This is a genomic window from Chryseobacterium ginsenosidimutans, from assembly GCF_024807225.1.
Taxonomy (GTDB): domain Bacteria; phylum Bacteroidota; class Bacteroidia; order Flavobacteriales; family Weeksellaceae; genus Chryseobacterium; species Chryseobacterium ginsenosidimutans.
In genome coordinates this window covers 4,531,015-4,554,783 of record NZ_JANUCO010000001.1, presented here as the reverse complement: position 1 = coordinate 4,554,783, position 23,769 = coordinate 4,531,015, and the positions used below count along the sequence as shown (strand labels likewise).

At 35.3% G+C, this 23,769-nt stretch carries 19 protein-coding genes and 2 pseudogenes; 17 read left to right on the top strand and 4 right to left on the bottom strand.

Annotated features, from left to right (window positions below):
* Nucleotides 1-73 precede the first annotated feature (73 nt).
* The 3 genes from J3D55_RS21420 to J3D55_RS21410 all read left to right on the top strand — a co-directional run bounded on the left by J3D55_RS21420 (nucleotide 74) and on the right by J3D55_RS21410 (nucleotide 3,410).
* On the top strand, nucleotides 74-1,258 hold the full coding sequence (locus tag J3D55_RS21420; RefSeq protein ID WP_259134644.1) for a DUF7482 domain-containing protein: 1,185 nt from the start codon (nucleotides 74-76) through the stop codon (nucleotides 1,256-1,258).
* Between the two features lie 249 nt (nucleotides 1,259-1,507).
* A complete protein-coding gene (locus tag J3D55_RS21415) occupies nucleotides 1,508-2,902 on the top strand; it encodes an MATE family efflux transporter (RefSeq protein WP_259134642.1) in 1,395 nt (464 codons plus the stop codon).
* A 388-nt stretch (nucleotides 2,903-3,290) separates the two neighbouring features.
* The gene (locus J3D55_RS21410; RefSeq protein WP_259134640.1) at nucleotides 3,291-3,410 is read left to right on the top strand and encodes a 30S ribosomal protein THX; all 120 of its coding nucleotides are present in this window, start codon (nucleotides 3,291-3,293) and stop codon (nucleotides 3,408-3,410) included.
* Nucleotides 3,411-3,468: 58 nt separating this feature from the next.
* Here the strand turns inward: J3D55_RS21410 and J3D55_RS21405 are convergent, their stop codons facing one another.
* Nucleotides 3,469-4,128: a DUF937 domain-containing protein gene (locus J3D55_RS21405; RefSeq protein ID WP_259134638.1), complete on the bottom strand. Its 660-nt coding sequence runs from the start codon at nucleotides 4,126-4,128 to the stop codon at nucleotides 3,469-3,471.
* A gap of 124 nt (nucleotides 4,129-4,252) precedes the next feature.
* Nucleotides 4,253-4,762, bottom strand: coding sequence for a DUF2480 family protein (locus J3D55_RS21400; RefSeq protein ID WP_259134636.1), 510 nt, complete (start codon nucleotides 4,760-4,762; stop codon nucleotides 4,253-4,255).
* A gap of 165 nt (nucleotides 4,763-4,927) precedes the next feature.
* Here J3D55_RS21400 and lpxB point away from each other — a divergent pair, with 165 nt between their 5' ends.
* From lpxB to J3D55_RS21335, 14 genes and pseudogenes are all read left to right on the top strand, one after another.
* The gene (gene lpxB / locus J3D55_RS21395; RefSeq protein WP_259134634.1) at nucleotides 4,928-6,031 is read left to right on the top strand and encodes a lipid-A-disaccharide synthase; all 1,104 of its coding nucleotides are present in this window, start codon (nucleotides 4,928-4,930) and stop codon (nucleotides 6,029-6,031) included.
* 141 nt (nucleotides 6,032-6,172) lie between these two features.
* Complete coding sequence (locus J3D55_RS21390; protein WP_259134632.1) at nucleotides 6,173-6,928, top strand: DUF4131 domain-containing protein; 756 nt, start codon at nucleotides 6,173-6,175, stop codon at nucleotides 6,926-6,928.
* 23 nt (nucleotides 6,929-6,951) lie between these two features.
* Nucleotides 6,952-7,947 (top strand): ComEC/Rec2 family competence protein, encoded by a 996-nt coding sequence (locus J3D55_RS21385; RefSeq protein WP_259134630.1) that lies wholly within the window; start codon nucleotides 6,952-6,954, stop codon nucleotides 7,945-7,947.
* Between the two features lie 145 nt (nucleotides 7,948-8,092).
* Nucleotides 8,093-8,755, top strand: coding sequence for a succinate dehydrogenase cytochrome b subunit (locus J3D55_RS21380; RefSeq protein WP_259134628.1), 663 nt, complete (start codon nucleotides 8,093-8,095; stop codon nucleotides 8,753-8,755).
* 15 nt (nucleotides 8,756-8,770) lie between these two features.
* Complete coding sequence (locus tag J3D55_RS21375; RefSeq protein WP_259134626.1) at nucleotides 8,771-10,783, top strand: fumarate reductase/succinate dehydrogenase flavoprotein subunit; 2,013 nt, start codon at nucleotides 8,771-8,773, stop codon at nucleotides 10,781-10,783.
* Nucleotides 10,784-10,807: 24 nt separating this feature from the next.
* Nucleotides 10,808-11,575: a succinate dehydrogenase/fumarate reductase iron-sulfur subunit gene (locus J3D55_RS21370; protein ID WP_259134624.1), complete on the top strand. Its 768-nt coding sequence runs from the start codon at nucleotides 10,808-10,810 to the stop codon at nucleotides 11,573-11,575.
* 136 nt (nucleotides 11,576-11,711) lie between these two features.
* Nucleotides 11,712-13,283, top strand: coding sequence for a TlpA family protein disulfide reductase (locus tag J3D55_RS21365; RefSeq protein ID WP_259134622.1), 1,572 nt, complete (start codon nucleotides 11,712-11,714; stop codon nucleotides 13,281-13,283).
* 107 nt (nucleotides 13,284-13,390) lie between these two features.
* Nucleotides 13,391-14,798: pseudogene (gene rlmD, locus J3D55_RS21360) on the top strand (23S rRNA (uracil(1939)-C(5))-methyltransferase RlmD).
* Nucleotides 14,799-14,878: 80 nt separating this feature from the next.
* A complete protein-coding gene (locus J3D55_RS21355; RefSeq protein ID WP_259134620.1) occupies nucleotides 14,879-15,361 on the top strand; it encodes a DUF6452 family protein in 483 nt (160 codons plus the stop codon).
* The gene (locus J3D55_RS21350) at nucleotides 15,327-15,833 is read left to right on the top strand and encodes a DUF6048 family protein (RefSeq protein WP_310467429.1); all 507 of its coding nucleotides are present in this window, start codon (nucleotides 15,327-15,329) and stop codon (nucleotides 15,831-15,833) included. The genes J3D55_RS21355 and J3D55_RS21350 overlap by 35 nt, the downstream gene beginning before the upstream one ends.
* The gene (locus tag J3D55_RS22440) at nucleotides 15,739-15,987 is read left to right on the top strand and encodes a DUF6048 family protein (protein ID WP_310467426.1); all 249 of its coding nucleotides are present in this window, start codon (nucleotides 15,739-15,741) and stop codon (nucleotides 15,985-15,987) included. The genes J3D55_RS21350 and J3D55_RS22440 overlap by 95 nt, the downstream gene beginning before the upstream one ends.
* Nucleotides 15,988-16,167: 180 nt before the next feature.
* The gene (locus tag J3D55_RS21345) at nucleotides 16,168-17,358 is read left to right on the top strand and encodes a reprolysin-like metallopeptidase (protein ID WP_259134619.1); all 1,191 of its coding nucleotides are present in this window, start codon (nucleotides 16,168-16,170) and stop codon (nucleotides 17,356-17,358) included.
* Complete coding sequence (locus J3D55_RS21340) at nucleotides 17,330-19,159, top strand: GEVED domain-containing protein (RefSeq protein WP_259134616.1); 1,830 nt, start codon at nucleotides 17,330-17,332, stop codon at nucleotides 19,157-19,159. The genes J3D55_RS21345 and J3D55_RS21340 overlap by 29 nt, the downstream gene beginning before the upstream one ends.
* Nucleotides 19,160-19,333: 174 nt before the next feature.
* Nucleotides 19,334-22,330, top strand: coding sequence for a reprolysin-like metallopeptidase (locus tag J3D55_RS21335; protein ID WP_259134614.1), 2,997 nt, complete (start codon nucleotides 19,334-19,336; stop codon nucleotides 22,328-22,330).
* A gap of 373 nt (nucleotides 22,331-22,703) precedes the next feature.
* On the opposite strand, the gene J3D55_RS21330 is transcribed toward J3D55_RS21335, so the two are convergent.
* Complete coding sequence (locus J3D55_RS21330; protein WP_259134611.1) at nucleotides 22,704-23,369, bottom strand: transposase; 666 nt, start codon at nucleotides 23,367-23,369, stop codon at nucleotides 22,704-22,706.
* A gap of 24 nt (nucleotides 23,370-23,393) precedes the next feature.
* Nucleotides 23,394-23,468: pseudogene (locus J3D55_RS22695) on the bottom strand (IS1/IS1595 family N-terminal zinc-binding domain-containing protein); the annotation flags it as partial.
* Between the last annotated feature and the right edge of the window lie 301 nt (nucleotides 23,469-23,769).

Genomic DNA, 23,769 nt, shown 5'->3' with positions numbered 1-23,769 from the left:
ATTCAATAAACTACAGCGGGAATTGTCTTACCGTATAAAACCCAAATAGGCATTCATTTAAATTATTTAAATTATGAGCAAATTAATGAGCATTCTATCTATCATCATTGGTATGAGTCTTATCTCATGTAACAATGACAGCGAAGTAGCGGCAAATTTAGCTGAGCGAGAAGCTAAACAATTATTGGAAACATCTGCTCAAGAAGGAGGTCGTGAAATGTACACTCCGGGAAATGGAGTCAATTTTAAAGTTGAAGACAGTGTGTATGTTAAAAGTGCTTTGGCAATTAATATTGCTAAAACCAATGCGAATGTTACCTTACCGTTATTCAAAGGTATTGCGCCAAACGGACATTCGGTATATTACATTATTACTGAAGCTTCTGATTTTAATGTAGCTAAGCAAATGGGAGTCAATTTTTCCCCGAAATTAGTACATGCAATTGATACAGGAGGAGACCAGAAAGTGACAATTAAAGATGGCCACATGGTATTTAAAGGGAGTGTTGATTTTTCGCCGACAAGATCCGTCGAAGCTGGAGATGCACCGGATTATTTCCCACCTAAACAGATCGCTACAGGAGCATTAGCAGATGCAGAATGGTCGTCCATAGTTGTTCTTCCAAGCGGGTTGGTTCTGAATGCGCAATTGGTAAGCGGAGATGGAGGTAATCACGACAGATTACTTGCTATTGATATCCCAAAAATGACTGTAACTTTGTCTATTCTTGATGGATTTAGAGGAGGAAAAGAATATTTTTTCCATCTTGTAACAGATGCTTCCGCGGAAATTGCATCCGTATTGGAGCAAGGTGTTCTGGCAACACGATTAGATAAAATTCCTGCATATGGGAGTTCTCTTCCGAGCGATAAATCTGCTTTATTAGGGTTTTCACCAAATGCCAACGGAATCACAGATATTCTTGATCCACAAGCTCAAGGATTTTCTTATTCTTTACGTAACAACGGAGTTGATCCCATTAATGTATTTCCTATTGCGCCTTATAACGATAACAATTCCACTCAAAATAATTACAGTCCGTTATGGGATGCCCATGTTTCTGTTTGGACGGATAAAGCTTTTGCAGAAGGTAAAGTTCGTAGAATTACCTCAATAAAGGATCAAAAGGCTTTGATTGCAGATGGTTATCTTACCAGTGCTGCCACAGACGGAGCCGTTAATGAATATACAGGATTAAAGCCATTAAGAATTATTATTAATTGCCCTGTAATTGCTCATCCTAACATTGTTAATTAATAAGCTGATTCATCAAATAAATTAACAACTCTATTTTTCTAGACCATCATTCTGTTTATCGGGATGATGGTTTTTATAATTAAATGGTAATCAATAAACAAAAATCATTTTACGGAGGAAAAAAGAATTATTGGGGTTTTTTTAAAGAATTTAATCCTTTTTCTGCTTAAATTTTTTCGTAAAACTTTTCATATGCCAAGTTCCAATCGTTTTTGAATTAATACTTTTGTTGAAACTAAAATGGCAACAATGTCTAAGTACATCAACTTTATTAAGAAGGCTTTAAGCGGAGACGAAGTCGATTATACCAAAGCAACGATAAGAAGTGCGGTGCTTCTTCTGGCAATTCCTATGATGCTGGAAATGGCGATGGAATCTGTATTTGCATTAGTAGATCTGTATTTTGTCGGTCATTTGAAAGAAAGCGGTTTTGCGATTCAAACAGTTGGGTTGACGGAATCTGTACTTTCCATCATGTATTCTATCGCCATCGGAATGAGTATGGCAGCAACGGCTTTGGTCGCAAGAAGAATCGGAGAAAAAAATCCTGAACAGGCTTCCAGAAGTGCGGCGCAGGTTTTACTGGTTTCTTTTGCAGTCACTTTTATTTTAAGCTTATTTGGAGTCATTTATGCTGAAGAAATTTTAATTCTGATGGGTTCCAAACCTGAAGCTGCAGCGTACGGAAAAGATTTCGCAAGGATTATGATGGGAAGCAGCGTTATTATCATGCTTTTATTCTTAATCAACGGGATTTTCAGAGGAGCAGGAAATGCGGCAATCGCTATGAAATCTCTTTGGATCGCCAATATTGCCAACATTATTCTTTGTCCGGTTTTAATTAAAGGTTTTGGTCCGATTCCGGCGATGGGATTAACGGGAGCGGCTTTAGCCACGACAATCGGAAGAAGTATCGGCGTAATTTATCAGTTGTATCATCTTTTGATTGCAGATACGCAGGTTAGAATTCACTTAAAATATTTTAAACCGAAATTTGATTTAATACAATCCATCATAAAAATCGCAACTCCCGGAATTTTTCAGTTTGTCATTGCTTCATGCAGCTGGATTTTCCTTGCGCAATTGGTAGCAACAACCGGCGGAGAAAATGCTTCTGCAGGTTATCAGACAGCATTACGATTGATGATGTTCTTCATGCTTCCGGCTTGGGGATTGAGCAACGCCGCATCAACATTGGTCGGACAAAATATGGGCGCGAATGAAATGTTACGAGCCGAACAATCTGTCATGAAAACCGTAAAATACAATGTCATTTTTATGGTGACGGTAAGCATAATTTTCTTTTTTCTGGGTGATTTTCTGGTCGGATTTTTTACGAATGAAGCTGAAATTAAAAATATTGCAACCAATGCATTACACATCATGGCGGTAGGATTTATTTTCTACGGAATCGGAATGGTAATGATCAACGCCTTCAACGGAGCAGGAGATACTTGGACGCCAACTTGGGTGAATCTCTTCGGTTTTTGGCTGTTTCAGATTCCGTTGGCATATTTTCTTTCAAAGTATTTAGAAATGGGACCGAAAGGAGTTTTTATATCAATTCCTGTGGCAGAAACTTTAATTACAATCGTCGCTTTTATCTTGTTTAAAAGAGGAAAGTGGAAAACGGTGAAGGTTTAGAAAATAGGTAGCGATAAAATTTTTAATTAACTTTTAAAGCTAATATTTTGAAGTAAAAATTTCAAATGCAAGAAAATATCAATAAGAGTCTGTTTAAATTTTAAATCTATTTTTAACATTAAGAAATTAAGACAATTTATCTTAAAAAACTTAATAAAAAGCAATCTATTGATTTCTTAATTACATTCAGCTTAATTAACTGAAAATCTTAATGTTAAAAATAAGAATAAACAAAGTTTATTTTAATTTAGAAAATTAAGAAAAGTCATAAAAAAATTATTGTATAAAATTTAAAAAGGTCTAAGTTTTATACAAACTTTAACAACCTAATTCATTGAATTCTAAAGTATATTTCTTAAATTAGCCATAATCACTAAAATTTATCATTATGGGAAAAGGAGACAGAAAATCAAGAAGAGGTAAGATTAATTCAGGAAGCTACGGCAAAAAGAGACCTAGAAAAGGATCAAAATCTTTTGCTGCATCCACAGAGAAATCTAAAGCGTAACAACATAAAAAAGACCGAAGATTAATTTCTCCGGTCTTTTTTTATATACAAAATTAAATTATTTTCCTCCTAAAAATCCTCCCAGAATATCTCCGAGTCCGCCTCCGCCTTGTTGTTTTTGCTGATTTCCGCCGCCAAGAACGCTTCCAAGAATATCATTCAACGGATTGCCCGAAGATTGAGATTGCCCTCCTCCAAGAACGCTTCCTAAAATATCATTCAAAGGACTGGATTGCTGAGTTTGAGCCTGATTGGATGCATTACCTAGAATTCCACCCAAAAGATCTCCTAAACCTCCTGCACCAACATTATTCTGCTGTTTTTCTTTACCGATATATCCCATAATAACCGGAGCCAACATTGATAAAATCGGACCGATCTTGTCAATAGAAATTCCTGTATTTTGAGACAATTGATTTTCAACATTTGGCTTATCTGCGCCAAAAATATGGTTAAGAATTGATCCTCCTTCCGTCTGTCTCGCATCTGCCTGAGAAACATCGTCAAGAATGCTTCCGTCGTGATCTTTATCCAAAGCGTTATTCAGCGCTTCAGCTTCGTTGGAATCCTGAGATTTGTTTTTAAGGTAAGAGATAACCAATGGCGCAGCTACAGCAAGTAGCGCAATAACCTGATTTGTGCTGATTCCGAATTTGTTTCCAGCCTGTTCGGCAACCTGATTGCCTGTGTTTCCTGTAAGTAGATCAATTAGACTCATAGTTTGTGTTTATTTTAATTGTTAAAGTAGACCAAAGTTATCAAAAAATATTCCCCAATGATTTTTTTTAATTAAAAATTGAAATAAACTTTATGATTTTATATAAGTTGTTGATTTTTAGTTCTTAATTTTTTAAAATAGGAACATTAGAACATGCTTCCCCAAACATTAAAGACTTTACAATCGGTTGTAACTGTTCTACCAATTCGATATAAGCATTTTCAGGAATTTCTTTGTCGGAACAGCCTTTTACCAAGACTCTTTTTCCTCTCATTTCCTCAAAATCATGCGTTTGAACAGCATTGTGCATTAAAATCACTTCTAAATCTTCCTTGTTTCCAAAAACTATTTTTTTCGTTACCTCGGTAAGCTTTGCTGTGATTAAAAAATACGCCCACAACGGAACAATGGCATCCGCCGAATTGTAAATATAAACGTAAGCATTGCGGTATTCTTCAACATCAATGGCTGCTACTTTTTCGCGGAAATCTTTTTCTTTTAAAATCATCTCCATGAAAAGAAAATCTTTAAGGTCGATCCCTTTTCTTACGCCTTTCGGAACAAGGTCTGTAAGATCAAAATTGATAAGACCGCTTTCTGCAACTTTATTTCTGATTTCAAATTCTTCTGACATTTTTTATCATTATCTTTGAACAAATTTACAAATTAAGATCGTACAACGTCTTATTTGTTCTCTATTCCTGTTATAGAAACCTCCCATAACTTACGTTTGCCGATAAAGGAAAAATGTAAAAGGAGGTTACTGATGGCCATAAAAAAATAAAAGATTTCAGAAGAAATGAAGTATTATATTATTGCTGGAGAAGCATCCGGAGACTTGCACGGAAGTAATTTAATGAAAGCCTTAAAACAGAAAGATCCCAACGCAGAATTCAGATTTTGGGGTGGTGACTTAATGACTGCACAGGGCGGAACATTGGTAAAACATTACCGCGATCTGGCTTTTATGGGATTTTTGGAAGTGGCGATGAACCTGCGAACGATCCTGAATAATATTAAATTTTGTAAAGAAGATATAAAAAATAACAGACCGGATGTTTTGATTCTGGTTGATTATCCGGGATTCAATTTAAGGATTGCAAAATTTGCGAAAGAGCTTGGAATAAAGGTCATTTATTATATTTCTCCGCAACTTTGGGCTTGGAAAGAGGGAAGAGTAGAGATCATCAAAAAAAATGTTGATGAAATGATGGTGATTCTTCCGTTCGAGGAAGATTTCTATAAAAAACATGGTGTTCATTCGCATTTTGTGGGACACCCGTTGTTGGATGCCATTTCGACACTTCAAGATATTTCTGTTGAAAATTTTAAAGCAGAAAATAATTTAAACGAAAAAGAAATTATTGCATTGTTGCCGGGTTCCAGAAAACAGGAAGTGGAAAAGATGCTGGAAATAATGCTTTCTGTGAGACCTTATTTTAAAGAATATCAGTTCGTTATTGCAGGTGCTCCAAGTCTTCCGAAAGAGTTTTATCAAAGTTATGTGGATGATAATGTGCATTTTGTTTCGAATAAAACCTACGATTTACTGAGATGCTCAAAGGCAGCTTTGGTGACTTCCGGAACGGCAACCTTGGAAACCGCTTTATTGAATATTCCCGAAGTGGTTTGTTATCGCGGAAGTAAAGTTTCCTATGCGATTGCAAAAAGACTGGTTAAAAATATCAAATATATTTCTCTGGTAAACCTAATCATGGACAGAGAAGTGGTAAAAGAATTAATCCAAAACGATCTCAATACTAAAAACTTAGTTGAAGAAATGAAAAAGCTTCTGGAAGGCGAAAAAAGAGCTCAGCTTTTGAAAGACTACGAATTGCTTAGAGATAAGCTCGGCGGAAAAGGAGCGAGCGATAATGCGGCGGATGTGATTTTGAAAGCTTAAAAATATAAACCAATTATAAAGAATCGTAGAAAAATTTTCTACGATTTTTCTTTTAAACAGAGAATAAAGTCTGTTTTTAAAAGTTTTAAAATATTGATTTGCAAATATTTATCCGAATAGATATTTTTGAATACATAAATTTTGAAATTGAATAAACAACCGCTTCTCATTCTAGTGATCTGTTTTGTTCTTGGGATTTTCTTTCAGGATAATTTTTCTTTGAATGAAAAATATATTTATCCGATTATCGGACTTTGTTTTATCGTCTTAATTTCTACGTTTTTCAAAAGCTATTTCTTACATAAATCAAAACCGTATTTGTTGGGTTTGATGTTTTTCGGGATTGGAATTATTCTGCATTTTTTCAATACTTTTTCTCCTCAAAATATTTCGGTTTCTGAGAATGAAACGATTGTTTTCAAGATTTCAAAGAAGCTAAATTCCAATGAGAAAAATAGAAAATATGAAGCGGTTGCCCAAGCTGGAAAAGAAAGTTTTAACGCTGTTTTATATATTCCGAAAAGTGAAAAAGAATTAGATTTTAATCATTTTTATAAAGCTGAAGCCTATATTTCAAAACCGAAATCTCCACAATACAATTTTCAGTTCGATTATGCAAAATATCTGAAACGAAAAGATATTGAATACCAATGTTATACCAATGATGAGGTTTCTTTTGCGCCAAGAAATGATTTAAGCTTACATGAAAAATTTTTACAGAAAAGAGTAGAAGTTCTTCAAAATATTGATAAAACGGAAATTTCTCCCCAGTCGAGAGAGTTTTTAAAAGGAATTATTCTCGCTGACCGCACAGAAATAGATCAACAAACCGTTCAGGATTTTAACCGATCGGGTTTAGTCCATTTCTGGCAATTTCGGGAACACATATTGTCGTAATTTTCGGATTATTTTACTTTTTGTTGATTAAAATTTTACCGTTAAGACTTAGGAAATATGCCATCCTTTCAAGCTTGATTTTTATCTGGCTTTTTACTGTTTTCATCGGTTTTGGAAGTTCAGTTGTCCGTTCGAGTATTATGTTGACGGTTTATTTTATCTACGTATTGCTTCAAAGAAAACCGGATTTGCTGCATTCATTGGCATTGTCGGCTTTTATTATTTTAATTTTTGATACTCAACAGATTTTTGATGTAGGTTTTCAACTCAGCTTCCTTGCTGTATTAGGGATTTTCTGGCTTAATCAACCTATTTTAAATTATTTTCCGCGACAGAATAATTGGTGGAAAAATTTGATTTTCAATACGATTTCCATTTCTGTTTCTGCTCAGTTGACGACGCTTCCGCTGGTTTTGTATTATTTTCATCAGTTTTCTTTTATTTCAGTTGTTGCTAATTTTTTCATTGTTCCGTTTTCGGAAGTTATTATTGTCTTTTCATTTGTAATGACAGCTTTAGTTGCATTCAAAATTGATTTTGAAATTATAAATATCGTTTATGATTTCATTATTCGGATATTATTGAAAGTGATTCATTGGTTTGCCGATTTTAATACTTTGTTTTTTGAAAATATTTCAATGAACTTATTGGAAGTTTTTTCTTTATTAATCATTTTTTATCTGATGAGGTTTGTGATTTTAAAACACAGCTTTAAAAATTCAGCGAGATTGGGAATGGCAATCTTAGGATTTTTTATGATTAGGTTGAGTTTTAATTTTTATGAAAATCAAAAGACAGAAATCCTGTTTCACGACTTTTCTAAGAGCAAAATCTTATCAATAAAAAAAGGAAATCAGGCGTGTTTCTGGATTAAAGAAAATTCAGACCAAGAGAAAATTGTCCGATTTGTTATTAATCCGTATTGTTCTTCAAGACGATTAACTGGTTTTGAGATAAAAACTTTTCCGGATTCTACCGCGAAGGTGGTTTATAACGGTAAAGTTTACGATTTAAAATAATTGTCAGCATTTTTTAAGTTTTCCTTTATTTATACCCCTTTGTGATCTTATTTAGAAAGATTACAAACTGACTAATTGTGAGATTTCTCACTTTTTGGTATAGCCAACATTTCTTAATTTTGTGGAAATTCAAATTTAAACTTATATGGCAGGTTTAACGAGTTCTACGATAGGTAGAAAATATGCGATGGCATTATCAGCTTTATTTTTGCTGATCTTTCTTATACTGCATTTGACGACCAATTTGTTATCAGTCCTGAATCGTGATGCGTTCAATACAGCATCAGATTTTATGGGCTATAATCCTTTTGTGCAGTTCTTAATGCAGCCTGTTCTTGGTTTTGCGGTTTTTTTCCATTTCATTATGGGATTTGTACTGGAGATTAAGAATAGAAATGCACGTCCTATAAAGTACGGTGCAAACAATCCTTCTGTGAACTCATCATGGATGTCTAGAAATATGATTATTTCCGGAGCTGTAGTTTTAGCTTTCTTGGCACTTCATTTTTATGATTTCTGGTGGCATGAGATTAATTACAAATATGTGGAAAGTATTGCTCCTGATGCAGAACGTTTCTGGCCAGAATTGCACGAGAAGTTTGCAGATATCTGGAGAGTGGCTATCTATGTGATTGCTTTTGTTTTATTGGGACTGCATTTAGCACACGGTTTTCAGTCGTCTTTCCAATCTGTTGGAGCAAGACATCCGAAATATACTCCGGTAATTAAAGCTTTAGGAAAATGGTATGCTATCCTTATTCCTGCAGGATTTATTTTTATTGCGATTTTTCATTTTATAACTCAATAATATCAATATACGAATATGAGTAAATTAGATTCAAGAATTCCAGCTGGTCCTCTAAAGGATAAATGGAAAAATCATAAAGACCATATGAACCTTGTTGCACCAAACAACAGAGATAAGATTGATATTATTGTTGTAGGTACAGGTTTGGCGGGAGGTTCTGCTGCAGCTACTTTGGCTGAGCAAGGATATAATGTAAAGGCATTCTGTTATCAGGATTCTCCAAGAAGAGCGCACTCTATTGCAGCTCAAGGAGGAATTAACGCGGCTAAAAATTATCAGGGAGACGGTGACTCTACATATAGACTATTCTATGATACCATCAAAGGAGGTGACTATAGAGCAAGAGAAGCAAACGTTTACAGATTAGCTGAAGTTTCTGCAAATATTATCGACCAGTGCGTTTCTCAGGGAGTTCCTTTCGGGAGAGATTACGGCGGTCAGTTAGATAACCGTTCATTTGGTGGAGTTCAGGTAAAAAGAACTTTCTATGCTAAAGGACAAACAGGTCAACAATTATTATTAGGTGCCTATTCTTCATTAAGCCGTCAAATCGGAAAAGGAAGAGTGAAAATGTACAACCGTCACGAGATGCTTGAATTGGTCATCGTAGATGGAAAAGCAAGAGGAATCATCGCAAGAAATCTTGTAACTGGTGAAATCGAAAGACATTCTGCTCACGCTGTAGTTATTGCTTCGGGAGGTTACGGAAACGTATATTTCTTGTCTACCAACGCAATGGGTTCAAACGTTTCTGCAGCTTGGAAAATTCACAAGAAAGGAGCGTATTTTGCAAACCCTTGTTATGTGCAGATTCACCCGACTTGTATTCCTGTTCACGGAACACAGCAGTCTAAACTTACTTTGATGTCTGAATCACTTAGAAACTCAGGAAGAATCTGGGTTCCTAAGAAAATTGAAGATTCTGTTGCTATCAGAGAAGGGAAATTGAGACCTGAAAATATTAAAGAAGAAGATAGAGATTACTATTTAGAAAGAAGATATCCTGCATTCGGAAACTTGGTGCCTCGTGACGTTGCGTCTAGAGCAGGTAAAGAAAGATGTGATGCTGGTTTTGGAATCGAAAATAACGAAACTAAAGAAGGTGTTTACTTAGATTTCTCTACAGAAATTATTAAAAAAGGTAAAGAATCTGCTATTGAAAAGCACATTCACAATCCTACAGATCAACAAATATATGACCTAGGAAAAGCTTGGATTGAAGAAAAATACGGTAACTTATTCGTAATGTATGAAAAAATTACTGCGGATGATCCATATAAAACTCCAATGAAGATTTATCCAGCAGTTCACTACACAATGGGTGGTGTTTGGGTTGATTATAACTTACAGTCTACAATTCCTGGATGTTTCGTAATTGGTGAGGCTAACTTCTCAGACCACGGAGCAAACAGATTGGGAGCTTCTGCATTAATGCAAGGTTTGGCAGACGGATATTTCGTTCTTCCTTATACGATTGCAGATTATCTTTCTGCAGATATCAGAACGGGAGCAATTCCTACGAATTCTGCTGAATTTGATATAGCTGAAAAAGAAATTAAAGACAAGGTAAACTTCTTTGTAAATAATAAAGGAACACATTCAGTAGATCATTTCCACAAGCAATTAGGACACATCATGTGGAATAAAGTGGGAATGGGAAGAACTCCTGAAGGTTTGAGAGAAGCTATTGCAGAAATTGATCAAGTGAAAAAAGATTTCTGGCAAAATGTAAAAGTTCCCGGAGATGCAGAAGGGATGAACACAGAGCTTGAGAAAGCGTTCAGAGTGGCAGACTTTATCGAATTAGGACAGCTAATGGCAATCGATGCTTTACACAGAAACGAATCTTGTGGAGGGCATTTCAGAGAAGATCATGCGACTCCGGAAGGTGAAGCAGAAAGAGACGACGTCAACTTTAAATATGTAGGAGCTTGGGAATATCAAGGTGATGATATCAAACAAGAAGTTCTGCACAAAGAAGACCTTATCTATGACAATATCGAAGTTAAAGCAAGAAGTTATAAATAATCTCCAACCTATAAATAAATAATTATGAGTGCAAAAAAAGGCCTTCATCTTACGCTGAAAATTTGGAGACAAAAAAATAGTAAAACTAAAGGTCAGTTTGAGACCTATAAAATATCGGATGTTTCTACAGATTCTTCATTTTTAGAAATGCTAGACATCCTGAATGAAAATATTATTAACGAAGGAAAAGAGCCGGTAGCTTTCGATCACGACTGTCGTGAAGGAATCTGCGGAATGTGTTCTCTTTACATCAATGGTAGAGCGCACGGTCCGGATACAGGTATTACGACTTGTCAGCTTCACATGAGAATGTTCAAAGACGGGGAAACCATCGTTATTGAACCTTGGAGAAGTGCTGCTTTCCCCGTTATTAAAGACTTAATGGTAGACAGAAGCGCATTCGACAGAGTAATGGCTGCAGGTGGTTTCATTTCGGTGAACACTTCAGGTAATACGTTGGATGCCAATGCGATTCCTATTCCTAAAGAAGATGCAGACAAAGCAATGGATGCTGCAGCTTGTATCGGATGTGGAGCTTGTGTGGCTACTTGTAAAAACGGTTCTGCAATGCTATTCGTTGGAGCTAAAGTTTCTCAGTACGCTCTTTTACCTCAAGGTAGAGTAGAAGCGAAGAGAAGAGTTTTGAACATGGTGAAAGCTATGGACGAAGAAGGTTTCGGAAACTGTTCAAACACGGGTGCGTGTGAAGTAGAATGCCCTAAAGGGATTTCTCTTGAGAACATTGCCAGAATGAATAGAGAATATATGGCAGCTCTTGCTGACAGAGGATAAAATTAATCGAGATACCATAAAAAATCGTCTCCTCACAGGATGGCGATTTTTTTTAGTTAAATCTTTCATAAAAGTAATATTTAATTGCTTTTAGTTTATTGAAAAACTTATTTTTGCGTAATTATTAAAATTCAAAATGAAAAAATATCTTTTATTGTTTATCATTGCTGTTTTTGCGATGTCTTGCTCTAAAAAAGTAGAAGTAAAAGGAAAAATCACTGGAGGTTCTCCATTAGAGAGAATCGAATTTATTGAGGCTTCGGGAGTAGCCACTTTACCTTTAATTAATATTGGGGTAAATAAAGACGGAACTTTCACAGGAAGTTTCGATGCTCCTAAAAGCGGAATGTATGTGATGTCTTATGCTGGAAAACAAAATTTAATTTATTTGAAAGGAGGTCAGAAACTGGAAATTTCAGGTAACGGAATGACTTTCCCGACAGAATATGTAATCACCGGAGATGCTAAGAAAAACAACGATTTCTTTACAGCAACTCAAAAATATCTTACCACGTACGCTCAGACTATTAATATGAATGAGCTTATTATGAAGGACGAAAAGACTTTCTTAAAAGGAATTGAAAAAGTTCAGTCTGATATTAATAAGAATATCGACGAAAACGTTAAGAAATTTAGTCCTGATAGCGAAATTGTAAACTGGAAGAAAAACGATGTATCAAGTACATTGCTTACCATTCTTAATCAATATGAGCTAAGCCACAAGCAAATGGGTAATCCATCTTTCAAAGTGACTAAAGCTTTCACAGATTTTACAAATAAGCTTGAGGCGAATAAAGATGTAATGGTAAAGGAAAATCCTTACTACAGACAGTACCTTCTAGGTAAGATGAGTCAGGATTTCCAAAAGTATGCTCAAGCAAACGGTGCTGGAAAAACAGAACTTACCACTTCAGAATTATTCACTGAATATTTAAAGAAAAATCAAAAAGACCTTTCGCAAACAGCTAAAGATTATTTATTGGCTTTTGTAATGGCTCAGTCAGATATTCACCCGGGTTCTCCTGATAAAACTGTTGAGAAAATCAAAAAGATTATCGATACAGATATTAAAGATGCGGGAATTAAAGAAGATTTAAAGAAAATTCAGTTTGCTATCAATGGTTTCAAAATCGGAGAATTAGCTCCTGAAGGAACTTTGGTAAAACAAGACGGGAAAGCTTACAACCTTTCTGAAAACAAAGGAAAGCCTTATCTTTTATCATTCTATGCTTCTTGGAATCCTTACATCGGAGAATCTACAACTCCTGTACTGAAAGAAATTGTGAATTTCTACAAATCTAAAATGAACTTCGTTTTTGTAAACGTAGATGATACTAAAGATCAGTTTGTAAAAACAAGCAACTCTTTATTAAAAGGTATCGTAGGAACTAATGTATATGGTGAAGGAGGATTAAATTCTGATATTGCTAAAAAATACGGTGTTTACGGATTCAAATTACCTTGCTTCATCGTTGTAGATAAAGACGGTAAAATTGCTAGTAAGCCATTCTTCAACTTGGGAGATCCTGAATTGGTAGTTGCTTTAGACAAACAAACAGGTCTTTCTGCTCCAAAAGTAAATCCTAATGTTCAATTGCAACAAGGTGGAGGAATGGATCCTGCTGTTGTGGCGGCTCAGCAAGCTGCAGCACAACAAGCAGCTCAGCAACAGGCAAATCCACAGCCTGCTCCTGCTCCGACAAAATAATTTAAAATAATTATAGATTAAAACCTTGTCTTCGGATAAGGTTTTTTTTATTGTATTTTTGCAAACTGAAACGTAAGTTTCCAATTAGAAAAAATAGAAAATAGGGAATGAGAAAGAAGAAAGATGTTATTCTTGAAAATATTAAATTGTTTGGCGCAGGAGCCAAAGGAATTGCAATAGGAAAAACTGAAGAAGGAAAAACAGTACTGGTTTCCGGTGGGGTTCCTGGTGATATTGTAAATGTTAGAGTTAAAAAGTCAAAATCAAAATATTTCGAGGCTGAAACTACTGAAGTGGTGAAAAAATCTCCATTTAGGGTAGAACCAAAATGTATTCATTTCGGAACTTGCGGAGGTTGCAAATGGCAGAATATGAGCTATGAAAAGCAGCTCGATTTTAAACAGGAAGAGGTTTACAATAATATTAAAAGAATAGGCGGAATTGATGATTTTGAAACCCTTCCTATTCTTGGTGCTGAAGAACAGTATTTCTACAGAAATAAAATGGAATTTTCATTTTCTAACGCAAAATGGCTTACTAAATATGAGATAAGTTCTGAAGAAAATTTCGGAAATAGAGATGCCCTTGGTTTCCATATTCCGGGAATGTGGAGCAAAATTTTAGATCTTAAAGAGTGTTTTCTTCAGGAAGATCCTTCAAATGCCATCCGTTTGGCAGTTAAAAACTATGCGGTTGAGAACGGATTAGACTTTTTTGATGTAAGAAATCAAGAAGGTTTTTTGAGGACTTTAATGATGAGACAAAACTCAAAAGGCGAGTGGATGGTTCTTTTTCAGCTTTACAGAGAAGAAAAAGAAAACAGAGAGAAGCTTTTTGAATTCTTGTTGGAGAAATTCCCGCAGATCAAGACTTTGGTATATGCAATTAATCCAAAACAAAATGATTCTATCTACGATTTAAATGTTAATATTTATTTCGGAGACGGATTTTTAATGGAAGAAATGGATGGATTGAAATTCAAAATCGGACCGAAATCATTCTTTCAAACCAATTATAAGCAAGCTTTAGAATTGTATAGAAAAACCCTTGAATTTGCTGATTTAAAAGGTGATGAAGTGGTTTACGATTTATATACGGGAACAGGAACGATTGCTCAGTATGTTGCAAGAAATGCAAAGCACGTCATCGGTATTGAATCTGTTCAGGAGGCTATCGATGCGGCGATTGAGCACGCAGAAACTGAATGGTCTTACCAATACAACGTTCTATTGTGGGGATATGAAAAATGTTTTCAATGACGAATTCATGGAAAACCACCCGAAAGCTGATGTTTTGATTACCGATCCTCCAAGAGACGGAATGCATCAGAAGGTTGTAGAGCAGATTTTAAAACTTGCTCCGGAAAAAGTAGTGTACGTAAGCTGTAATTCTGCAACTCAGGCAAGAGATTTAGCTTTAATGAAAGAACATTACACGGTCGTGAAGATTCTTCCTGTAGATATGTTCCCGCAAACGCACCATGTTGAAAATATTGCGTTGCTGATTAAGAAATAATTTATTTAAATTTGAATACAATCAAATCTTAATATGAAACGTCAGTTCCATCTGATCAAATAAAATATAAAAATGTACAGATGAAATATTTTAAATTAATTATAGCTATATGCTTTCTAGGTTTGTTGTTTTCATGCGGTGGAGATGATGATATCTGTGAAAGTGGCGAAGGAACTCCCAGAATGAAAGTATCTTTCAAAACTTTTGAAAATGGAAAAGAAAAAACACTGGATTCTTTGTATGTAGCGGTAGATTATGGTTCCGGAAAAGTTCAGTTGGGAGGGCAGGCAAAGATTACATCAAGAATAATTCCTTTAAGAGTGGATGATTCTCCTTATACAGATATTTATTTCAGAACAACAAATAAGGGAACAGAATCCAAGGTCAGAATAAATTATACAACAAAATCTGTCTATGTTTCGCCCGGATGTGGAGTCAAAAAGACATATGAGAACCTAAACTCGGTATTAGATCCTACAACAACGATCCCGGTGAAAAGTATAGAAGCCGGACAAAATTTTATAGAGAATGAAGACAAGACTAATCTTTACCTTCTTTTTTAGTGTAATCGGGTTTTTGAGTTTTGCTCAGGAAAAGAAAGAAACCAAAAAGGAAAAATGGAAATATGAACCCAATTTTATGGTTGGTTTTGACGTTCTCAATACCGGTGCTTCTTTTTTTTCGGACAGACAGCTTTTTCAGGGATTTATTTCCTCAAAAGTGAAAGATAACATTCATGGTATTATCGAAGCTGGTTTTGAGTCTAATGTGTATCAGAAAAACAGCTATGATGCGAAAGCAAGTGGTCCTTTTCTAAAATTGGGAGCATTTTATATGTTGGCAAAAGATCCTGAAAATGAGTTTAATGGTTTCTATGCAGGCGGAAAAGTCGGCGGATCATTTTACAAACAGGAATATATGGCGGTTCCGGTTCGTGGTTATGGAGGAAGCAGTTTCTTCTGTAGCCTTCCCTTCATCTTCACAGTCTTCTTATTGGCTGGAAGGAACAATTGGAGGCAGAGTACAATTATTTGAATCTAATTTTTATATAGATGTGAATCTTCAGCCTAGATATATGGTTTTCACAACAAAACAAGACGATATCCAACCGATGATCGTACCGGGATTCGGAAGAAGCTCCTCCAAATTTAATATGGGCTTCGCATGGAATCTTGCGTATAAGTTTTAAATGAACAGTCTTATTTAAAAAAAGATATATATAACAAAACTCTGGCATATGCTGGAGTTTTTTGTTTTTTCAAAGGATAAACTTTATTTTAACAGGGTGGTGGTAAAAAAACATAGCAATTTTTAATGATGTAATTATTAAAATGGTTACATTTGGAGGAAATTATAATTAAATTAATTTATGAAAAGATTACTTACTACTTTAATGTTTACTTTGGTAGGGGGAGCTGTGTTCGGTCAGTGGACACCAACTTCCTTTAAAAAGGTAGACGACAAGAAAAGAGGTACAGAATTTAACGTAAATCGATCCAATGTAAGAGGTAACGGGTACTATAAATTAGACCTGGACTTACTAAGATCTCAGTTGAAGAATGCGCAGGAAATGGGAGCAAATGCTACTCCCGTTGTAATTTCTCTTCCTACTATGGATGGGAAGATTGAAAAATTTAATGTATACAGTTTTCCAGTTGTTGTAAAAGAACTGGCAGATCAGTATGAATTAGGGTCTTATGTTGGAGCAAGTGTTGATAACCCTTCCAAATATTTAAGATTCAGTCTTGCTCCTAATGATTTTCAATCGATGATCATTGATGGAGGTAAATATGAGTTTATTGAACCAACTTCTACGGATAAAACAGTATATGCTGTTCATCCTAAGACAAGAAAGAATGGAAGCGGTTTCTTTTGTTCAACAGACGAATCTCCTGCTTCTAAAAAGGAGGTTGATGAATTATTGAAAAAAGGACAGTCTTTTTCAAATCAAGTAACTAATTTTGCCAAGAGTTCTGATAAAAAATATAGAACAATGAGATTGGCAATGTCTGTAACAGGTGAATATACTCAATATTTTGGGGGAACTGTGGCAGGAGCTTTAGTGGCTATTAATGCTACTTTAACTAGAGTAAACGGAGTTTTCGAAAAAGATTTCGCATTACACTTAAATTTACAGAATTATCCTGGTGTAATTTATACAAATGCAGCAACAGATCCATATTCAGCTGCAGCTGCAGGAGTTGCAGGAGCTTGGAATACAGAATTACAGAATACTTTGACTGCCAATGTAGGAAATGCTAATTACGATATTGGGCATTTATTCGGTAAATCAGGAGGTGGAGGAAACGCCGGATGTATCGGATGTGTATGTGTAAACCCTACAACGGCTGTGCCAGAAGGAAAAGGTTCAGGATTTACTTCTCCAGCAGATGGTATTCCGCAGGGAGATAACTTCGACATTGATTATGTTGCTCACGAAATGGGGCATCAGTTAGGAGGAAATCATACTTTTTCACATAATATAGAAGGAAGTGGAGTAAATATGGAGCCAGGTTTCTGGTACTACTATTATGGGATATGCAGGTATTACTGGACCTGATACGGATGTTCAGGCTCATTCTGATGCATATTTCCATAAAGCAAGTATTGATCAAGTTCAAGCTAACCTAATTGCTAAAACTTGTGATGTAGAAACTCCAATTACCAATAATCCTCCTGTAATTGGAGATTTGACGAGTTATAATATTCCTAAAGGAACTGCTTTTGTTTTAACAGCTTCAGCTACAGATCCTGAAAACGACCCAATAACTTATTCTTGGGAAGAAGTAGATGATGCATCTCTTTCTATTAATAGATATAACTTAGGGAATACTACGTCGGGAGCTTCATTCAGATCTTCTCCTCCAAGTACAAACCCAACAAGATATTTTCCGAACTTTACTTCTGTATTGAATGGAGTATTAGATAATTCAAACAATACGTGGGAAGCTGTATCAACTAAAGCAAGAACGACGAACTTTGCGGTTACGGTAAGAGATAATAATTCAAATGTTGCTCAGCAGCAATCAGGCTTTAAAGTTCAAACTATTGTAGTTGGAGATAACGGACCTTTCAGATTGGCTAACCAATATGCTGATGTGAATACACCAACTCCAATTCAGTGGATTGTAGCAAATACTAATGCTGCTCCTTATAATGTAGCTAATGTAAAGATTGATTATACTACGAATAACGGAACAACTTGGACAGTATTGTCAGCTTCAACTCCAAATGACGGAACTGAAAACTTTACTTTCCCTACTTCTTTGAACGGGCAGACTATTAAAGTAAGAATTTCTTCTATAGGAAATGTTTTTTATGCAATCGGATCTGTTACAATAGGGCCTTTAGCTGCTTGTAGTAGTGCCGCACCAACCAATGTGGTAGTAAGTAATATAACTGTCTTTACAGCAAGTGTATCATGGATGTCTTATACAGGGGCTACTTATAAAGTACGTTACAGAAAAACAGGTACGACTGTATGGACTGAAGTTGATACAACAGTTCCTTCGATTAATTTAGGAAATTTACAAGATGCTACAACTTATGAAGTACAGGTTGCTTTAGTTTGTGGTACTACAGTAGGAACATATTCTGCTTCAGTAAACTTTAGTACACCGGCAGTTACTTATTGTACTGCAAGTACCGGTGATACCAGTTATGAATATATTGCAAATGTAACAGTTGCTAATATAAATAACTCTTCAGCAAGTAGTACATATACTAATTATACTACAAATACCGCACTTGAGATTAACTTAACAAAAGGAACTCCTTATCCTATTTCTGTTACTGTCGGTAATCCTGATATTCCAGATTATGATGGTGTAGTTGCATTCATTGACTTTAACAAGGACGGTGTATTCAGTGATTCTGAGAAAGTATTAAATTATCCTGTAGCACTAACATCACCAGGAACTGTGACTAGTGGAAGCATTGTAATTCCAAACAGCGCAGTAGAAGGTCAACCTCTAAGAATGAGAGTTATGGCAGTTTATGTTGGATCTGGTGCCAGTGGAGCATCAATACCTGCAGACTATGTATGTGGTGACAACTTTGATTATGGTGAAATAGAAGATTACAACGTTGTTATATCTGCAAATCCATTAGCAACAAATGATGTAGCGGGTCCTAAAAATGATATTCAAATTTATCCAAACCCAGCGTCGGATATCTTAAATATCACTAAAGTTTCAGATAAAGCTGCTTACAAAATCTATAGTACTCCTGGTCAATTAGTAAAACAAGGAACTATCAATAGCGGAAAAATTAATGTTTCTGAACTTATTAAAGGAGGTTACATTATTACCATTGAAGATAAAGGAAGAGAAGCATTCACTTCTAAATTCATCAAAAAATAACAATTAATTAATTGAATTTTAAATGATAAAATAATCCTCAGGTTTTCCTGAGGATTATTTATTTTTTATAGAGTTGTAATGATAAAAATACTTTTTTTATTTAATTATGATCGAAATGTGATATTGATAACTTAAAATACTTATATTTGGCGGGTAAATTTAATTGAAAAAGCTATGAAGAAAATTTTTACTTCTTTCTTTTCTCTTTTTGTTTTAGGTACTGTTGCTGTAAACGCACAATGGGCACCGACAACCTTTAAAGGAGAGAAAGTAAGAAAAGAGGCTAATATTAGAGCCTACTATTCATTGGACATTTCGGCATTAAGATCTCAACTGGCAAATGCTCAGGAAACAGGTAAAGGTGCGAAAGCTGTTGAAATTTCTTTACCTACAATAGATGGTAAAGTTGAAAAGTTTGCAGTATACAGTTTCCCTGTTGTTGCAAAAGATCTTGCTGATCAGTACCAATTAGGTTCGTATGTAGGGGTGGGGATCGATGATCCTTCGAAGTATTTAAGATTCTCTCTTGCTCCTAACGATTTTCAGTCAATGATTATTAAAGGAGGAGAATATGAATTTATTGAGCCTGCTAATGCAGACAAAACGGTTTATGGAGTTCATCCTAAATCTAATAAGAATGAAAACGGATTCTTATGTTCTACAAGTGAAGATCCTTCTGCTGTAAAGCAAATAGATGCATTACTAAAGAACGGGAAATCTTTTTCAAATCAAACGACAAACTTTGCCAAGAGTTACGATAAAAAGTACAGAACAATGAGATTGGCAATGTCTACTACAGGAGAATATACTCAGTTTTTCGGAGGTGCTGCAGGAGCTTTGACTCAAATTAATGCAACAATGACGAGGGTAAACGGAGTATTCGAAAAAGACTTTGCTTTACACTTAAATGTATTAAGCTATCCAGGTCTTATTTTTACAGATCCTGCTACTGACCCTTACGCTGCTGTTACAAGTGCAGTAGCTCCTCCAAGTTCTTGGAACTTATCATTACAACAGCAGCTTACAACCGTTGTAGGTACTGCTAATTATGATATCGGTCACTTATTTGGTGCTTCCGGTGGTGGTGGTAATGCAGGTTGTATCGGTTGTGTTTGTATAGCTCCCGCAAGTTCTACGACTTTAGGTAAAGGAGCAGGTATTACATCACCTGCAACTGGATCTATAAACCCAACTGCTGCAAACCCTCCTTCAGGAGATAATTTCGATATTGATTATGTTGCTCACGAAATGGGTCACCAGCTTGGGGCTAACCATACTTTTGCTCACGCTTTAGAAGGTTCAGGTACCAATATGGAACCAGGTTCAGGAACTACAATTATGGGTTACGCTGGTATTACTGGTGCTACTACTGATGTACAGCCACATTCTGACCCGTATTTCCATATAGTAAGTCTTGATCAGGTAAATGATAATTTGATCTCTAAGACTTGTGATGTAGAAACTCCTATTGCAAATAACCCTCCGGTAATTGCAGATATGACTCCTTACAATATCCCTAAAGGAACAGCTTTCGTGTTAACAGCTTCTGCAACAGATGCTGAAAATGATCCGATGACTTATACTTGGGAAGAAATAGATAATGCACTTGTTATCATTAATAAAACGAATTTAGGAACAACTCCGACTGGAGCTAGTTTTAGATCATTTAATCCAACTACAAGCCCAACTCGTTATTTCCCTAAATTAGCTTCTGTATTAGATGGAGTTTTAGATAACTCAAATAATGGATGGGAGGCAGTTTCTCAAGTTGCAAGAACAACAAACTTTGCAATTACTGTAAGAGATAATAATCCTAATGCGACTCAACAACAAGCCGATTATAATTTTCAGCAGGTTGTTGTTGGAAACGACGGACCATTTAAAGTAACTACTCAATATGCAAACGTAAGTGCTTCAACTCCTATAACTTGGGATGTTGCAAATACTACTGCTGCTCCTTATAGTGTTGCAAACGTTAAAATTGACTATACAACTGATAACGGAACAACTTGGACAGTATTGTCAGCTTCAACAGCTAATGATGGTAATGAAAGTTTTACTTTTCCTGCGTCATTGAATGGACAAATTATTAAATTAAGAGTCTCTTCTATTGGTAATATATTTTATGCGATTGGAAAAGTTAATGTAGCTGCTTTTGCTCCATGTAACGGTTCTGCTGTGACAGGTGTTACTACAAGTGGTGTTACATTCAGTGGTGTCACTGTAAACTGGACGCCTGTTTCAAATGCTACTTATATCATTCGTTATAGAGTAGTGGGTACAACAACTTGGCAGCAGACGACGTCGACGGTACCTACTATAGCATTGTCTGGATTAACAGATGCAACCAACTATGAAGTTCAGGTAGCTGCTGTTTGTTCTGGTACTCCAGGAGCTTATTCTACTTCCGCAACTTTCACAACTCCTGCTGTTACATATTGTACTGCAGCAAGTTCTAGCGGACAGTACAATTATATTTCTAATTTAACATTAGGAGCTGTAAACAATACTACAACAGGAACAACGTATTCAAACTTTACTACGAATCCTTTATTGCAGCCTGCATTATTGGCTAATAGCTCAAATAATACAATCAGTGTTTCTATTACAACAACACTCGCTGCTGCTGCAATGAATGGAATGGCTGTTTGGATTGATTTCAATAAAAATGGTACTTTTGATGCTAATGAAAGAGTTCTTAACATGCCTGCAAATGCTTTACCCGTAGGAGCAACTGTTAAAACAGCAACATTTGCTGTTCCGGCAACAGCTTTAACGAATACTCCATTAAGAATGAGAGTTGTTACTGTTTTAATGACGGCAGCATCTGCAGGAAGTACTATTCCAGATTCATTTGCTTGTGGTGCTTTCCCTAATGGTGAAGTTGAAGACTACAGTGTTATTGTATCTTCTCCATTAGCAACACATGACGTAACGGGTCCTAAAAACGATATTCAGCTATATCCAAATCCAGTATCAGATATCTTAAACATTACTAAGGTTTCTGATAAAGCTGCTTATAAAATTTATAGCGCTGTCGGTCAATTGGTAAAACATGGAAATATTAATAACGGACAGATTAATGTTTCTGAATTAATTAAAGGTGCTTATGTAATTACAATTGAAGATAAAGGAAGAGAGCCATTCACTTCTAAATTCATCAAAAAATAATTAAACAATATTTTTTAATAATAAAAAATCCTCAGGTTAGCCTGAGGATTTTTTTATGTCTATTCAATACTTATTTTATAAGGTAATGTGGTCAAAAATAGTTGGTGTTTTTGACAAAAATAATTCGTAATATTTGGCGGTTGATTAGAAGAGGAAGTAAGCAATGCTGAGGAGCAACTTACCAGCAATACAATCAGCGCTGTAAACAATAGTTTAGAGGATGGTTTTTACCATCCTTTTTTTTTAAAATTATTGGAACAGCTCTATGGCTGAAAAAACCTTTTACGTCTTTAGGTTTTTGTAAAAAAGATACCACCCAATAAACTTTTTTCTCCGACTTTTTGTAAGTCCCGATGAATATTAAGATTGCCTTTCAGATGACCGAAAAACACCTTCTCACCATCTTATGGGTGTACCAATATCTTCCGGTTTCCTGACTGTATGATTTTTCATTCAAAAATTCTTTATGCTTTTCAGACCAGTCCAAAAATTCTTTGATCCAATATTGTTTTTTCACTTCACTATCAATAAAATGAAGTTTGCAGACAATTTCGCGCAACTCAAAACCAGCTACAGACTTTGGATAGGCAGAAAGCCATATTTTGCACATCCTCTGAATATGAACCAGACATCTTTGAACAGGAAATTTCGGACAAACTTTACGGATGGCTTTAAGTAAAGATTTGTCGCCATCACAAGTTATGCCGCCAATTTTTATTCCCAGATTAAGAATGTTTTCCAAATCCTCTTTCAACTCTTCATAATGTTCGCCATCCGTGATTCTGTAAAGCTGGGTTTGCTTAAAAACATCGTCCCTGAATACCACAAGGCAGATTTCATTCGAAAAATAAGTTCCATCAATCAGCAAATAAACCTCTTTGTTCTGGCTGTAACTGAGCTTTGGAGCTTTCCTGAGCATAACATTAAAATACCGCTGAAGAGTACTGACCGAATATCCCGATTCTGCTGAAATTTGTTCATAGGTTTGTTTTCCGATAATCCATTTTTTAAACCAAATTTCTTTGTTTTTTAAGCTCACAGATTTATTCTCTGACGTAAAATAAATGCCACAGTTTTTACATTTAAAACGACGCTTACCGTTTTGTTTTCCCCAAGAAATTACATCCAGACTTTTGCAGCTCCAACAACGATTTTTTTTGAATTTTCAGGCATAAAAAAAGTTTATTGAAACAAAGTTCAATAAACTTTCTGTATCATCAGTAACAATCGGTATTACAAAGAATTTTACCAACTATTTTTGACTATTAAACCTTTTATAATAGAAAGAATATTTTATGGTTTTCTCTAACGACAGAAAAAGATGAATTTTACTCCGAAAACAGTTAAAAATAGTTAAAAACACTTTAAAAATAAGCTTCCTATATATTATTTGTTCATTTTTTTATTCTAACTACTTAATTTAAATTGTTGTGAAATTT